The organism is Achromobacter sp. HZ34 (genome assembly GCF_002209485.1).
Taxonomy (GTDB): Bacteria; Pseudomonadota; Gammaproteobacteria; order Burkholderiales; family Burkholderiaceae_B; genus Bordetella_C.
On record NZ_NJIX01000010.1, the window covers coordinates 166082 to 181723 of the forward strand.

Below are 15642 nucleotides of genomic sequence, written 5' to 3' on the forward strand. Positions count from 1 at the left end.
CCCAGGAACAGCAATGGTTGAACTAACCGTCGACGGCAACAAGGTAGAAGTGCCCGAAGGCAGCATGGTGATGCATGCAGCCCAGAAAGTCGGGCAGTACGTGCCGCATTTCTGCTACCACAAGAAGCTCTCCATCGCGGCCAATTGCCGCATGTGCCTGGTCGAAGTGGAGAAGGCGCCCAAGGCCCTGCCGGCCTGCGCCACGCCCGTGACCAACGGCATGGTGGTCTTCACCAATTCGGAAAAAGCCAAGGCCGCGCAAAAGTCGGTCATGGAATTCCTGTTGATCAACCACCCGCTGGATTGCCCGATCTGCGACCAGGGCGGTGAGTGCCAGCTGCAGGATCTGGCCGTCGGTTACGGCGGCTCGGCCTCGCGCTATCACGAAGAAAAGCGCGTGGTGTTCCACAAGGACCTGGGCCCGCTGGTGTCGGCCGAGGAAATGAGCCGCTGCATCCACTGCACCCGTTGCGTGCGCTTCGGCCAGGAAATCGCCGGCGTCATGGAACTGGGCATGCTGGGCCGCGGCGAGCATTCCGAGATCACCACCTTCGTGGGCCGCACCATCGAGTCGGAACTGTCCGGCAACATGATCGACCTCTGTCCCGTCGGCGCGCTGACCTCCAAGCCGTTCCGCTACAGCGCCCGTACCTGGGAACTGGCGCGGCGCCGCTCGGTCAGCCCGCATGACAGCGTGGGCGCCAACCTGGTGGTACAGGTGAAGGGCGAAGAAGTGCTGCGCGTGGTGCCGTTCGAGAATGACGCCGTCAACGAGTGCTGGATCAGCGACCGTGACCGTTTCTCGTATGAAGGCCTGAACAGCGAAGACCGCCTGAGCGTGCCGATGATCCGCAACGCCGACGGCACCTGGCGCGAAGCCTCGTGGGCCGATGCGCTGCAGACCGTGGGGCAGGGCCTGGCCCGCGTACGCGACAGCTTCGGCGCCGGCCAGATCGGCGCCTTGGCCACCGAATACTCGACCACTGAAGAATTCGCCTTGCTGGGCCGCCTGGTGCGCGCCCTCGGTTCGGAAAACATCGACTTCCGCCTGCGCCAGACGGACTCGGCCTTCGACGCCGCGCTCAATGGCGCGCCGTGGCTGGGCATGCCGATCGCCGACCTGGATACGCTGGACCGCGTGCTGGTCGTCGGATCCTTCCTGCGCAAGGATCACCCGCTGTTCGCGCAACGCCTGCGCCAGGCCGCCAAGCGCGGCACCCAGGTGCTGCTGCTCGACAGCGTGGCCGACGATCCGCTGCTGCCGGTGGCCGCGCGCCTGACCGTGGCACCGTCCGAGCTGCCGCGCGCCCTGGCCGAAGTGGCCGTGGCGCTGGCCCAGTTGAAGGGCCAGGCCGTGCCGGCTGAATTCGCGTCCGTGACGCCTGGCGAAAACGCCAAGCTGATCGCCGCCAGCCTGACCTCCGGCGCCAATGCCGGCGTGTTCATGGGCAATATGGCCGTGGCTTCGGGCGAGGCTTCGACCCTGGCCGCCAACGCCCAGGCCGTCGCGGAACTGGCGGGTGCCCGCTTCGGGTTCCTGACCTCGGGCGGCAACACCGTCGGCGGCTACCTGGCCGGCGCCGTGCCGGGCAAGGGTGGCAAGAACGCCGCCGCCATGCTGGCCGACCCGCTCAAGGCCTACGTCGTGCTGCACGCCGAGCCGCTGCTGGATGCCGACAACGGCCCGCAAGCCGTGGCTGCCTTGCGCGATGCGCAGTTTGCGGTGGCGCTGACTTCCTACCGTTCGGCCGCGGCCGACTGGGCCGACGTCATGCTGCCGGTGGCGCCGTTCACGGAAACCTCGGGCACCTACGTCAACGCCCAAGGCCTGGCGCAGAGCTTCAAGGGCACCGTGGCGCCGCACGGCGAAAGCCGTCCGGGCTGGAAGGTGCTGCGCGTGCTGGGCAACGTGCTGCACCTGCCCGGCTTCGACGACGAGACCTCGGAATCGGTGCGCGACGCGGCCTTGTCCGGCGGCATCGAAGGCCGTCTGTCGAACCGCATCAACGCCGCTGTCGGCGTGGGCCAGGCGCTGTCGGGCCTGGAACGCGTCGCCGATGTGCCGATCTACCGTACCGACGCCATCGTGCGCCGCTCCGAGGCGCTGCAGGCCGCGCCCGCTTCGCGCGCGCCGACTGCCCGCATGAACGGCCGCACCCTGGCCGGCCTGGGGCTGACCGCCGGTGTGAAGGTGAAGATCGCCGGCGCTACCGGCAGCATCGAACTGGAAACCGTGCAGGACGATGCGGTTGCCGATCGCGCCGTGCGTGTCGCGGCCGCCTTCGAGAAAACCGCCGGTCTGGGTGGTGCCTTTGGTCAAATTAGCGTGGAGCGTGCCTGATGGAATGGCTCAACACCCTGGAAGCGCAGGGCACGGCCTTGTTGGGCGCGACGCCCTGGCTGATCATCTGGACGATCATCAAGATCGTCGTCATCGCGGTGCCCATCATTCTTTGCGTGGCTTATCTCACCTTGTGGGAACGCAAGATGATCGGTTTCATGCACGTGCGCCTCGGCCCCAACCGTGTCGGTATCAAGGGCCTGGCGCAGCCGTTCGCGGACGTGTTCAAGCTGCTGACCAAGGAAGTGATTCTTCCGACCGAGTCCAACCGCGTCCTGTTCATCCTGGCCCCCGTGGTCACGCTGATGCCGGCGCTGGCGGCCTGGGCGGTGGTGCCTTTCGGTCCGCAGGTAGTGCTGGCCAACGTCAACGCCGGCCTGCTGTACATCATGGCCATCACCTCGGTGGGTGTGTACGGCGTGATCGTGGCCGGCTGGGCGTCGAACTCCAAGTACGCGTTCCTGGGCGCCCTGCGCGCCGCCGCGCAGATGGTGTCGTATGAACTGGCCATCGGTTTCGTGCTGGTGACGGTGCTGCTGGTGTCGGGCAGCCTGAACATGAACGAGATCGTGATGGGGCAGGGCAAGGGCTGGTTCGCCTCGCACGGCATTACCTTCCTGTCATGGAACTGGTTGCCGCTGCTGCCGCTGTTCGTGATCTACGTGGTTTCGGCCGTGGCCGAAACCAACCGCCACCCCTTCGACGTGGTGGAAGGTGAATCGGAAATCGTGGCCGGCCACATGGTCGAGTACTCGGGTATGGCCTTCGCCCTGTTCTTCCTGGGTGAGTACGCCAACATGATCCTGCTGTCGGCCCTGGCATCGATCATGTTCCTGGGTGGCTGGATGTCGCCCATCGACATCGCGCCGCTGACCTGGATCCCCGGCTGGATCTGGCTGGGCTTGAAGACGTTTGTCGTGGTTTCGATGTTCGTGTGGTTCCGCGCATCGTTCCCGCGTTACCGCTATGACCAGATCATGCGTCTGGGCTGGAAAATTTTCATCCCGCTGACCGGTGTGTGGCTGCTGGTGGTGGCGATCTGGATGCAGACGCCCTGGAATATTTGGCGCTGAGCGACAGGAAAAGGCTGGATTATGGAAGCGATCAAGGATTTCTTCGGCAGTCTGTTGCTGACCGAACTGCTCAAGGGCATGCGCCTGACGGGCAAGTATTTCTTCAAGCGTAAGGTGACCCTGCGTTACCCCTACGAAAAAACGCCGGCTTCGCCGCGTTTCCGTGGCCTGCACGCGTTGCGCCGCTATCCCAACGGGGAAGAGCGCTGCATCGCCTGCAAGCTGTGCGAAGCGGTGTGCCCGGCGCTTGCCATCACCATCGAGTCGGAAGTGCGTGACGACGGTTCGCGCCGCACCTCGCGCTACGACATCGACCTGACCAAGTGCATCTTCTGCGGATTCTGCGAAGAAAGCTGTCCGGTGGATTCCATCGTGGAAACGCACATCCACGAATACCACGGCGAAAAGCGCGGCGATCTGTACTTCACCAAAGACATGCTGTTGGCGGTGGGTGACCAGTTCGAAACCGAAATCGCCCGTCGTCGCACCGAAGACGCGCCATACCGTTGATGCCTGGTACGACTCCATGACTTTCACGACTGTACTTTTCTATCTGCTGGCCATCGTCCTGGTGGTGGCCGCCTTCCGTGTGATCACGGCACGCAGCCCGGTTACCGCCGTGCTGCACCTGATCCTCGTCTTCTTCAACGCTGCCTTGTTGTGGATGCTGCTGGGCGCCGAATTCCTGGCGCTGCTGCTGGTCCTGGTCTATGTGGGCGCGGTGATGGTGCTGTTCCTGTTCGTGGTGATGATGCTGGACATCCGCATGGGTGACCTGCGCGCGGGCCTGAAGAAGTACCTGCCCATCGGCCTGGTGGTCGGCTTGGTGCTGGTGCTGGAAATGGCCTTCGTGCTGGGTACCACCTGGAACCAGCCGGGTGGCCCGGCCGCCATGGCCGCGGACTACAACAACGCCCGCGCCCTGGGTACCGCCATGTACACCCAGTACACCTACGCCGTCGAAATCGGTGCGGCGATCCTGCTGGTGGGCATGGTCTCGGCCATCGCGCTGACCCTGCGCCGCCGCCGCGACGTCAAGTACTTCAGTCCCGGCGATGCCGTCAAGGTACGCGCCCAGGACCGCTTCCGCATCGTCAAGATGCCGGCGCAGAGCGAACGCGCGCAAGCCGCCGCCCAGGCCGCTGCCGCCCCCGCCCAAGGAGAACAACAATGACGCTGACGCTGGCCCATTACCTGATACTGGGGGCGATTCTTTTCGCCATCGGCATCTTCGGCATCTTCCTGAACCGCCGCAACCTGATCATTCTGCTGATGTCCGTGGAGCTGATGCTCCTGGCCGTCAATATGAACTTCGTGGCGTTCTCGACCTGGAGCGGCGACCTCGCCGGTCAGGTCTTCGTGTTCTTCATCCTCACGGTCGCAGCCGCGGAAGCGGCCATCGGCCTGGCGATTCTGGTACTGCTGTTCCGTAACCTGAACACGATCAACGTTGACGAACTCGATCGCCTGAAGGGCTGACGGAGTCCGGGAAAAAAATGTCTAGCTCACCCAATCTGTACCTGCTCATCGCGCTGGCGCCGCTGGCAGGCGCCATCCTGGCCGGCCTGTTCGGCACCGGCTTCCTGGGCCGTCCCATCGGGCGGCGCGGCGCGCACATGATCACCATCCTCGGTGTGTTGATCTCCACCGTCGGCTCTTTCATGGTGCTGGGCGATGTGCTCAACGGCCATCGCTTCGACGGCCTGGTCTACACGTGGAGCCTGATCGGCAACACCCCGCTGAACATCGGCTTCCTGATCGACCCGCTGTCGGCCATGATGATGGTGGTGGTGACCTCGGTGTCGCTGATGGTGCACATCTACACCATCGGCTACATGGCCGACGATCCCGGCTACCAGCGCTTCTTCGCCTACATCTCGCTGTTCACCTTCTCCATGCTGATGCTGGTGATGTCGAACAACATGGTGCAGCTGTTCTTCGGCTGGGAAGCCGTGGGCCTGGTGTCCTACCTGCTGATCGGCTTCTGGTACACCCGCAAGACCGCCATCTTCGCCAACATGAAGGCCTTCCTGATCAACCGGGTCGGCGACTTCGGTTTCGTGCTGGGCATCGGCCTGCTGTTCCACTACGCGGGTTCCATGCAGTACGGCGACGTGTTCTCGCAAGCCGACAAGCTGGCCGGCATGACCTTCCCCGGCACCGACTGGATGATGATCACGGTGGCGTGTATCTGCCTGTTCATCGGCGCCATGGGTAAATCGGCGCAGGTACCCCTGCATGCCTGGCTGCCCGACTCGATGGAAGGCCCGACCCCGATCTCGGCGCTGATCCACGCGGCGACGATGGTGACGGCCGGCATCTTCATGGTGGCGCGTTTCTCGCCCCTGTTCGAGCACTCCGATACCGCGCTGTCCTTCATCATCGTGATCGGCGCCATCGGCGCGCTGTTCCTGGGCATCCTGGGCATCATCCAGACCGACATCAAGCGCGTGGTGGCGTACTCCACGCTGTCGCAGCTGGGCTACATGACGGTTGCCCTGGGCGCGTCGGCCTACTCGGTGGCTATCTTCCACCTGATGACCCACGCGTTCTTCAAGGCGCTGCTGTTCCTGGGCGCGGGCTCGGTGATCATCGGCATGCACCACGACCAGGACATCCGCAACATGGGTGGCCTGCGCAAGTACATGCCCATCACCTGGATCACGTTCCTGATCGGTACGCTGGCACTGGTCGGCACGCCGTTCTTCTCGGGCTTCTACTCGAAGGAACACATCATCGAGGCCGCCGGCGCCGCCGACGTGTGGGGCGCGGGCTTTGCCCACTACGCCACCCTGATCGGCGTGTTCGTCACCTCGCTGTATTCCTTCCGGGTGTACTTCCTGGTGTTCCACGGCAAGCCGCGTTTCGATACGCACGAACATGATCACGGCCACGGCCACGACGATCACGCTCACGGCCACGATGCCCATGGCCACGATGCGCACGCCCATGACGACCATGGTCACGACGACCACGGCCATCACAGCGGTCCGCCGCATGAATCGCCCTGGGTCGTTACGCTGCCCTTGATCCTGCTGGCCATTCCGTCGGTCGTCATCGGCGCGCTGGTGGTCGATCCGATGCTGTTCGGCAAGTACTTCAACGGCGTCATCAGCGTGCTGCCGCAACACCCGGCCATGCACGAGCTGTCCGAGGAATGGCACGGCTGGGTCGAGTTCGGCACGCACGCCTTCACCACGCTGCCGTTCTGGCTGGTGGTCGCCGGCGCCGTGGTTGCCTGGTACTGCTACCTGATCAACCCGAAGGTTCCGGCCAAGATCTACAGCAGCCTGTCCGGCATCAACCGCATCCTCGAGAACAAGTACTTCGTCGACTGGTTCAACGAGCAGGTGATCGCACGCGGCGCGCGCTGCCTGGGCCGTGGCCTGTGGCAGGCGGGTGACCGCGGCCTCATCGATGGCGTGATCATCAACGGCAGCGCCAAGCTGGTGGGCTGGGTGGCGAGTGTCAGCCGCCTCCTGCAGTCCGGCTACATCTATCACTACGCCTTCGCCATGATCATCGGCATCCTGGCCCTGGTGACCTTCTTCGTACTGATTCCCCAATGATGGCTAGCGAGATGGCATCCCAAACTTTCCCCTGGCTTACGCTCGCGGTCTTTGTGCCCATCGTCTTCGGCCTGCTGGTGCTGGCCCTGGGCGGTGACAACAAACGCGGCCTGACGCTCGGACTGTCGCTGATCGGCGCGATCGCCGGTTTCCTGGTGACGATTCCGCTGTATACCGGCTTCGAGACGTCGTCCGCGGCCATGCAGTTCGTCGAGAAGGCCTCCTGGATTTCCTCCTTCAACGTCAACTACCACCTTGGTATCGACGGTATTTCGCTGTGGTTCGTGCTGCTGACCGCCTTCATCACCATCATCGTGGTGCTGGCCGGCTGGGAAGTGATCACCAGCCGCGTGGCGCAGTACATGGGGGCGTTCCTGATCCTGTCCGGCCTGATGATCGGCGTGTTCGTGGCGATGGACGGCCTGCTGTTCTACGTCTTCTTCGAAGCCACGCTGATCCCGATGTACATCATCGTCGGCGTGTGGGGCGGTCCCAACCGCGTCTACGCGGCCTTCAAGTTCTTCCTGTACACGCTGCTCGGTTCGCTGCTGACGCTGATTGCCTTCATCTACCTGTGGAATACGTCGGGCGGTTCGTTCGACATCGCCACCTGGCAGAACCTGAAGTTGGGCATGACCCCGCAGATCCTGATCTTCGTGGCCCTGCTGGCGGCCTTCGCCGTCAAGGTGCCGATGTGGCCGGTGCATACCTGGCTGCCGGATGCCCACGTGGAAGCGCCTACCGGCGGTTCCATCGTGCTGGCCGCCATCATGCTGAAGCTGGGCGCCTACGGTTTCCTGCGGTTCTCGCTGCCCATCGCTCCCGATGCCTCGCATAGCCTGGCCGGCATGATGATCACGCTGTCGCTGATCGCCGTGATCTACATCGGCCTGGTGGCGATCGTCCAGGAAGACATGAAGAAGCTGGTGGCGTACTCGTCCGTGGCGCACATGGGCTTTGTCACCCTGGGCTTCTTCGTGTTCAACACCGCCGGTATCGAAGGCGCCATCGTGCAGATGATTTCGCACGGCTTCGTGTCGGGTGCGATGTTCATGTGTATCGGCGTGCTGTACGACCGCGTGCACAGCCGCCGCATCGCCGACTACGGCGGTGTGGTCAACACGATGCCGCGCTTCGTCACCTTCTTCGTGCTGTTCTCCATGGCCAACAGCGGCCTGCCGGCCACCAGCGGCTTCGTTGGTGAATTCATGGTGATCATGGGCGCGGTGGAGCACAACTTCTGGATCGGCCTGCTGGCCGCCACCGCCCTGATCCTGGGCGCGTCGTACTCGCTGTGGATGGTCAAGCGCGTGGCCTTCGGCGAAATCGCCAACGATCATGTGCGTGCCCTGACCGATATCAACCGCCGCGAATTCCTGATTCTGGGCGTGATGGCTATCGCCGTGTTGTACATGGGTATCTATCCCAAGCCCTTTACCGACGTCATGCACGCTTCGGTTCAGGCCCTGATGCAACACGTTGCCGTGTCGAAACTGTAAGACTTAGACCCCTATGCAAACCTCATTCGACTTTGCCTTGGCGGCACCCGAGATCATCCTGTTGGTGATGGGTGCGGTGGTTCTGCTGATCGATGCGGTCAGTGGCCACCCGACGCGCTTCCTCACCTACGTGGTGTCCCTGTTGACGCTGGTGATACTGACCATCGTGTCGGCAGTGCAATGGAGCAACGGCGTTACCGGCCGGACCTTCGACGGCCTGTTCGTCACCGATGGCCTGAGCCATCTGCTGAAGATCGCGTCATATATCGCTGTTGGCGTCACGCTGGTGTACGGCCGCATCTACTCGCAAAGCCGCGACATGCTGCGTGGCGGCGAGCTCTATGTGCTGGCGCTGTTTGCCCTGCTGGGCCAGATGGTGATGATCTCCTCGGGTAACCTGCTGTCGATCTACCTGGGGCTGGAACTGATGTCGCTGGCGCTGTACGCGCTGATCGCCCTGCGTCGCGACGACGCCACGGCCACCGAGGCCGCGATGAAGTACTTCGTGCTGGGCGCGCTGGCGTCGGGTTTCCTGCTGTACGGCATGTCCATGATCTACGGCGCGACTGGCCACCTGGACCTGCAACAAGTGGGCGAGGTCATCGCCGCGGGCAAGGCGCAGAAGCTGGCGCTGGTGTTCGGTGTGGTGTTCATCGTCGCCGGCCTGGCGTTCAAGCTGGGCGCCGCGCCGTTCCATATGTGGGTGCCCGACGTTTACGACGGTTCGCCCACGGCGGTGACGCTGTTGCTGGGTGCCGCGCCCAAGCTGGCCGCGTTTGCCATGACCCTGCGGGTGCTGGTCGAAGCGCTGCATGGCCTGGCCACGGACTGGCAGCCCATGCTGCTGATCCTGGCGGTGCTTTCGCTGGCCATCGGCAACATCACGGCCATCGCCCAGAGCAACTTCAAGCGCATGCTGGCTTATTCGACCATTTCGCACATGGGCTTCGTGCTGCTGGGCTTGAGCGCGGGTGTGGTGGCGGGGCGTGAAGGTTCGGCCAATGCCTACGGCGCGGCGTTGTTCTACATGATCACCTATGTGCTGACCACGCTGGGCAGCTTCGGTATGGTGCTGCTGCTGTCGCGCGATGGTTTCGAGTGCGACAACATCGACGACCTGAAGGGTTTGAACCGCCGCAGCCCGTGGCACGCGTTCATCGTGCTGCTGCTGATGGTGTCGTTGACCGGCTTGCCGCCCACGGTTGGTTTCTATGCCAAGCTGGCGGTGTTGCAGCCCTTGATCCAGGCGGGTCACGTGACGATCGCCGTCATTGCGGTGATGTTCTCGCTGATCGGTGCGTTCTACTACCTGCGCGTGGTCAAGGTCGTGTACTTCGACGAGCCGGTCGGTGAAGCGCAGCCGCTGCGTGCGACGGTTGCCCAACGTGGCCTGATGTCCGTCAATGGCGCCTTGCTGCTGGTCCTGGGCCTGTTGCCGGGTGGGCTGATGGCGGCGTGCATCCACGCCATCCAGACGTCGCTGGGTCTGTGAACGGCGCTGCCGTTGTCGTCGGTCATCGATGAACCAGACTCTTGCTGTATGGCTGCTGATCGCGCTTGCCGCGGTCAGCGCCAATCTTCCCTTTCTCAATGAACGCGTGTTTGCGTTGTTTGCATGGCGCAAGGGCGGAGCACCGGCCGTCAAGCCGTTCTGGCTGCGGATGTTCGAGGTGCTGGTGTTTTATGTCGTGGTGGGCCTGATCGGCTTCGCCTTCGAGTCGGCGCTTGGAAATCCGTTTCCGCAGGGATGGCAGTTCTATGCCATCGGCCTGTGCCTGTTCCTGGTGCTTGGATATCCCGGCTTCGTGATTCGGTATCTGCACAGACGGCACAAGCGCGGCGCCCCTGACGCGTAGTTTCCCGGATTTCATGATCGCTCATCGACTTCGCCTTCCTCACGGAAGGCGAAGTTTTTTGTTTCTGGATTTTGAAGCGCAGCCAACCTCTGGCACCCAAAAACTTAAAATATCCTGACAGTTCAACAGCTTGCACAAATTGTGGCGCTTTGGCGACGAAGCTTCCTCTTTTTGAAAAAACGCGCTTTGTGGAGATTGTGTGAGGAGCTTCGTCTATGTATGATTCAGGACGCAAACAAATAAGAATCATTGTCGTTATCATTTTAAGAAAGCCTCATGACCTACATCACGAACCGCAAGGGGGCGCCGGCAAGGGCGCTGGTTAACAGCAGCGCCATGGGTACGGCCGCTGCATCCGTTCTGGCCACCGTCATGCTGGGACACGCCGCCCCGGCCGTCGCGCAAACCGCCACGCCGCCGAGCACCGCCACCACCATGGCGCCCGTCAAGACCACCGCCGATACCGGCAACGAATACAAGGCCAACAAGCTTGAGTCGCCCAAGTTCACCCAGCCCTTGGTCGACACCACGCAGACCGTGCAAGTGATCACGCAGCAGACCATGCGCGACCAGCAAGCCACGACCTTGACCGATGCCATGCGTAACGTGGCCGGAGCCGGCACCTTCTTCGCCGGTGAGAACGGTTCGACTAGCACGGGCGACACCATCTACCTGCGCGGTTTCGATACCTCGAACAGCATCTATATCGACGGCATCCGCGACACGGCCTCGGTCAAGCGCGACATGTTCAACACCGAATCAGTGGAAGTCATCAAAGGCCCTTCCGGTTCGGACTATGGCCGCAGCGCGCCCAGTGGCTCGATCAACCTGAACACCAAGCAGGCCAAGCTGGAAGACAGCTTCGACCTGAGCACCGGCATTGGCAGCGCCCGCTACAAGCGCGGCACGCTGGACTGGAACCGCCAGCTGGGCGATACCTCGGCCTTCCGCCTGAACGTCATGGGCCTGGATTCCGACCAGGCCGGCCGCAACCAGATCGAAAATAACCGCTGGGGCATCGCCCCGTCGCTGGCCTGGGGCCTGGGTACCGACAACCGCGTGTACCTGAACTTCATGCATGTGCGCCAGACCAACGTACCGGACGGCGGCATTCCGACGATCGGCCTGCCGGGCTACAGCGCGCCCAGCGCTGCCTTGGGCTGGATGAACAACGCGCCCAGGGTCGACACCAATAATTTCTACGGCACGACGTCCGACCACGACTACGTGGACACGGACATGGCGACGATACGCTTCGAGCACGACTTCAACGCCGAAACCACCTTGCGCAATACCACCCGCTGGGCGCGCACCAAGGAAAACTACCTGCTGACGTCGTTCCTGGTTTCGGCGCCTACCGCGCCCTACACCTCGGGTATCCAGCCGGGTTACCGGGCCGGCGATCCGTACAGCTTGTACGTCGCCCGCACCCCGACGCTGAAGAATGTCAGCAACCGGATCCTGACCAACCAGACCAACCTGACGACCAAGTTCAATACCGGCTCGCTCAAGCATGACGTCAGCGCCGGCTTCGAGTTGACCCGCGAGACCCAATACAACTACGGCCTGTCCGCCGCGACGGAAGCACCGGTCAACCTTTACGACCCGGACAGCAGCGTCAGCGCCATGGGCATCCATCCCAACGGTGCCGATGCGCATGCCAAGACCGATACGGTCGCGGCCTACATCTTCGACACGGTCGAAATGAACGACTGGTGGCAGGTCAACGGCGGCATTCGCCTGGATCACTACCGCACCACCTACGACAGCGCCACCGCTTGCGGCGGCACCGGTCGCAACGTGGTGTCTTGCAACGGCGCGCCTACCGGTTCGCCGGTCGGCACCATCGACACCAAGGCGTCGGGCAATCTGGTCGACTGGAAGCTGGGCACCTTGTTCCGCGTCGCGGCCAACGGCAATGTCTACGCCAACTATGGCGTGTCGCAGCAGCCGCCGGGCGGTTCCACCTTCACGTTGGCGGCCGACGGTGCCAACGCCAACAGCCCCGACTTCAAGCCGCAGAAGGCCAAGACGGCGGAACTGGGTACCAAGTGGGAATTGTTCGACCGCAATCTGCTGGCCTCTGCTGCCTTGTTCCGCACCGAGGTGGAAAACGACGTGCAGACCGAATCGGACGGCACCATCTCGCAGACCGCGAAGAAGAAGGTGCAGGGCCTGGAACTGGGGCTGGCGGGCCAGTTCACGGAGAACTGGTCGGCCACCGCCGGCTACACGATCCAGAACGCCACCGTGGATAACGGTCCGTCGGTGACGCAAAATGGCGGCAACAACCTGAGCTACACGCCCAAGCATGCGTTCTCGGCGTGGACTACCTATAAGTTGCCGTATGGTTTCCGCCTCGGCGGCGGCGCGCGCTACGTAGGCAGCATGGACCGCGGCACGGACGGCGCGGTCGGCACGCCGGACCACGTGCAGTCGTATTGGGTGTTCGATGCCATGGCCGGCTACCAGGCCACCAAGAACCTGGACTTCCAGTTCAACGTCTACAACCTGTTCAACAAGGACTATGTGGCGGCGATCAACAAGAGCGGATATCGTTACTTCCCGGGCGCGCCGCGCACCGTGCTGCTGACGGCGAACATCCACTTCTGATCGTTCGGACATAAAGCTGGGCAGGCCGCCGGAGGCAGGACATGGGGATACCCCATGGGCCGCTTCCGGCGGTGCCGTTCTGGCGTGCGCCTGGCCCATACCTGAGCCAGAGACGTTTTCCGGACACGCTATCTTTACGAGGCCATTGCCATGATGCTGCACATACCCCAGATCCTGCAGCCCGACGAAGTGCGGGAGCTGCGCAAGCGCATGGATGCCGCCCCCTGGGTCGACGGCCGGGCCACCGTGGGGACGCAAGGCGCGGGCGTCAAGCGCAACCGGCAGCTGGACGACAACGCGGAGTTGACGCAGTCGCTGGCGGACGTGGTGCTGCGCGCGCTGGCGCGCAATGCCACGTATTTTTCCGCGGCCTTGCCCCTTCGAACCGTGCGTCCGCTTTTCAACAAGTACGCGTCCGCCGAGACCTATGGCTTTCACGTGGACGGCGCCGTGCGGGCGTTTCCCGGCGCGCCGGGCTGGCTGCGCACCGATCTTTCGGCCACGCTGTTCCTGTGCGATCCCGATGACTACGAGGGCGGCGAACTGACCGTGCGGGACACCTACGGCGAGCATGCCGTGAAGTTGCCCGCCGGTGACCTGGTGCTGTATCCCGCCAGCAGCCTGCATTGCGTCACGCCCGTCACCCGGGGCGAGCGTACTGGCTGTTTTTTCTGGATCCAGAGCATGGTGCGCGAACACGGCCGGCGCCAGATGCTGTTCGAACTGGACCAGACCATCCAGGCGCTGCGTGCGCAGCACGGCGAGAGCGAGCACATCCTGGCGCTGACCAACCACTACCACAACCTGCTGCGGGAGTGGACGGAGGTCTGACAGTCAGAAAAGCGTGAATGCGCGCCTGGCCCGTGCTTGCCGCCGGTGTGCAACTCACCGTCGCCCGTCGTCACCTATAGCAGACTTGCGTCGCATAGGAGGGTATATGTTGAGGGGAATCACCACGGGATCGCGCTGCGTCCAAGGCGGTCCGGTTCATGACGAAGGGGCCGTCGGCGGCGGTGTGCAGCCATTCCATTGCGGTCCAGCCCCGGCGCCGCGTGCGCGATTGAGCGGTATGTCGTCGGCAAGCGATAGGGCTGTCCCGACCGGCAGTCCCGGCGATCGGCCCTCGCTGAACTGGCATGACACCAAGGCGTTCAGGGCATCGTGGACCCGTCCCAGGGATATCGATGACCTGCCGCCGGCCACACGGATCGAATTCCGAACGATGCACTCTCCGGATGGCGTGCTGCGTGTACACGACGGCACCCGCCTATTCAGGCTCGCGCCCCCGGATGCGCTGATGGCGGATGGCAAGGCCATCGTCGCGGCGGAGGATGGCCAGACCGAAATACTGAATCACTTGCAATGGGTGGCGCGCGATCGCGTACTTGAGAGCGTGGTCAGCATACATGCGATGGAGCAGTATGTCGGCGTCGCCGTTTCCCCTGACGATGGCGTCAATGAGCTGGCCTCGCTGAAACAAAGCGCATGGCTCAAGCCGCCGCGGATGATGGCAGGGGACATTTCAGCCAACTGCCTGAAGGTCTCGCACACGCGCCCCAGCTGGGGGGAGGCCGTCGAGCATCCTGATTTCGTGCAGGTCGAGACCACCCTGGGGGAATTACGCGCACAGGGCGCGCAGTTCTTCCTGCTCAGCGTGCCCGAACCTCACGGACGGGCCAAGGCCAAGAAGGCGTTCAACCGTCTGCGGGGGAAACCGCCGGCGCGCCATGACAAGAGGCAGTTGATGGTCGTCCTGCCCGAAGGCATGGGCTCCGTGACGATGGAGAAGTCCGGGAGCGGATAATCTCAGCCCTCGAACCAGTTCAGCACGCCGTCCAGCCCGGACACATTCAGCGCGTAACGCGTCTGTTCACGGACGATGGGCTTGGCGTGATAGGCCACGGACCAGCCGGCGGCGCCCAGCATCTTCAAGTCGTTGGCGCCGTCGCCCATGGCAATGATCTGTTCCGGCGCCGCGCCATGCTGGCGCGCGAATTCACGCAAGCGCACGGCCTTGCCCTGGGCGTCGATGATGTCGCCGCGCACCTTGCCCGTCAGCACCCCGTTGTCGATTTCCAGGTCGTTGGCCTGGGCGCTGTCCAGCTTCAGGCGTTCGCGCAGGCGATCGGTGAAGAACGTGAAACCGCCCGACACCAGCATGACCTTGATGCCGGCCGCCTGCGCGCTTTCGATCAGGCGTTCCGCGCCGGGATTCAGCCGCAGGCGTTCCGCATACACCTGCTCCAGCGCGCGAGCCGGCAGGCCGGCCAGCAGGGCGACACGGCGGCGCAGGCTTTCGGAAAAGTCGGTGATCTCGCCGCGCATCGCCGCCTCGGTGATCTCCGCCACCTTGGGCTTGACGCCCGCGATGTCGGCGATCTCATCGATGCATTCGATATTGATCAGCGTCGAGTCCATGTCCATGACCAGCACCTTGCAATCGGCCAGGCGGCTGCCCTTCGGCACGAAGGCCTGGTCCAGGCCATGCTGTTCACACCAGGCGCGCACTTCGGCACGGGTGGCGGCGTCGTCCTGCACGTCGAGCAGACGCGCGGCGGTGGCGCTGATGCGTTGCAGGCCTTGGGCCTGCGCCAGGGCGGCGACTTGTTCGGTCTGTTCGGCCGAGAGGGAAAGCGATTGCAGGACCAGGTGATGGATCGTCATGTTCAGGTATGAAGGGTTCGTTCAGGG

The 15642-nt window shown here is 63.4% G+C and carries 13 protein-coding genes; 12 read left to right on the forward strand and 1 reads right to left on the reverse strand.

Going from position 1 to position 15642, the window contains the following annotated elements:
- Positions 1–13 precede the first annotated feature (13 nt).
- The 12 genes from nuoG to CEY05_RS29770 all read left to right on the forward strand — a co-directional run bounded on the left by nuoG (position 14) and on the right by CEY05_RS29770 (position 14755).
- Positions 14–2341, forward strand: a complete 2328-nt coding sequence (gene nuoG / locus CEY05_RS29715) for an NADH-quinone oxidoreductase subunit NuoG (RefSeq protein ID WP_088600884.1) — start codon at positions 14–16, stop codon at positions 2339–2341.
- Positions 2341–3414 carry an NADH-quinone oxidoreductase subunit NuoH gene (gene nuoH, locus CEY05_RS29720; RefSeq protein ID WP_088600885.1) on the forward strand — a complete coding sequence of 358 codons (1074 nt, stop codon included), beginning with the start codon at positions 2341–2343 and terminating at the stop codon, positions 3412–3414. Before nuoG ends, nuoH begins: the two co-directional genes overlap by 1 nt.
- A gap of 21 nt (positions 3415–3435) precedes the next feature.
- Positions 3436–3924 (forward strand): NADH-quinone oxidoreductase subunit NuoI, encoded by a 489-nt coding sequence (gene nuoI, locus CEY05_RS29725; protein WP_057649724.1) that lies wholly within the window; start codon positions 3436–3438, stop codon positions 3922–3924.
- 16 nt (positions 3925–3940) lie between these two features.
- A complete protein-coding gene (locus CEY05_RS29730) occupies positions 3941–4588 on the forward strand; it encodes an NADH-quinone oxidoreductase subunit J (protein ID WP_088600886.1) in 648 nt (215 codons plus the stop codon).
- Positions 4585–4893, forward strand: a complete 309-nt coding sequence (gene nuoK, locus CEY05_RS29735) for an NADH-quinone oxidoreductase subunit NuoK (protein WP_088600887.1) — start codon at positions 4585–4587, stop codon at positions 4891–4893. Before CEY05_RS29730 ends, nuoK begins: the two co-directional genes overlap by 4 nt.
- 17 nt (positions 4894–4910) lie before the next feature.
- Complete coding sequence (gene nuoL, locus CEY05_RS29740) at positions 4911–6983, forward strand: NADH-quinone oxidoreductase subunit L (protein ID WP_088600888.1); 2073 nt, start codon at positions 4911–4913, stop codon at positions 6981–6983.
- Positions 6980–8482: an NADH-quinone oxidoreductase subunit M gene (locus tag CEY05_RS29745; protein WP_088600889.1), complete on the forward strand. Its 1503-nt coding sequence runs from the start codon at positions 6980–6982 to the stop codon at positions 8480–8482. Before nuoL ends, CEY05_RS29745 begins: the two co-directional genes overlap by 4 nt.
- Before the next feature lie 13 nt (positions 8483–8495).
- Positions 8496–9974 (forward strand): NADH-quinone oxidoreductase subunit NuoN, encoded by a 1479-nt coding sequence (gene nuoN / locus CEY05_RS29750; RefSeq protein ID WP_088600890.1) that lies wholly within the window; start codon positions 8496–8498, stop codon positions 9972–9974.
- A 28-nt stretch (positions 9975–10002) separates the two neighbouring features.
- Positions 10003–10338: a DUF2818 family protein gene (locus CEY05_RS29755; RefSeq protein WP_088600891.1), complete on the forward strand. Its 336-nt coding sequence runs from the start codon at positions 10003–10005 to the stop codon at positions 10336–10338.
- Positions 10339–10614: 276 nt separating this feature from the next.
- Positions 10615–12951, forward strand: coding sequence for a catecholate siderophore receptor Fiu (locus tag CEY05_RS29760; protein WP_088600892.1), 2337 nt, complete (start codon positions 10615–10617; stop codon positions 12949–12951).
- Positions 12952–13101: 150 nt separating this feature from the next.
- Complete coding sequence (locus tag CEY05_RS29765; protein WP_088600893.1) at positions 13102–13782, forward strand: Fe2+-dependent dioxygenase; 681 nt, start codon at positions 13102–13104, stop codon at positions 13780–13782.
- A gap of 238 nt (positions 13783–14020) precedes the next feature.
- Positions 14021–14755 carry a hypothetical protein gene (locus tag CEY05_RS29770; RefSeq protein ID WP_143220710.1) on the forward strand — a complete coding sequence of 245 codons (735 nt, stop codon included), beginning with the start codon at positions 14021–14023 and terminating at the stop codon, positions 14753–14755.
- A gap of 2 nt (positions 14756–14757) precedes the next feature.
- On the opposite strand, the gene serB is transcribed toward CEY05_RS29770, so the two are convergent.
- The gene (gene serB / locus CEY05_RS29775) at positions 14758–15615 is read right to left on the reverse strand and encodes a phosphoserine phosphatase SerB (protein ID WP_088600895.1); all 858 of its coding nucleotides are present in this window, start codon (positions 15613–15615) and stop codon (positions 14758–14760) included.
- Between the last annotated feature and the right edge of the window lie 27 nt (positions 15616–15642).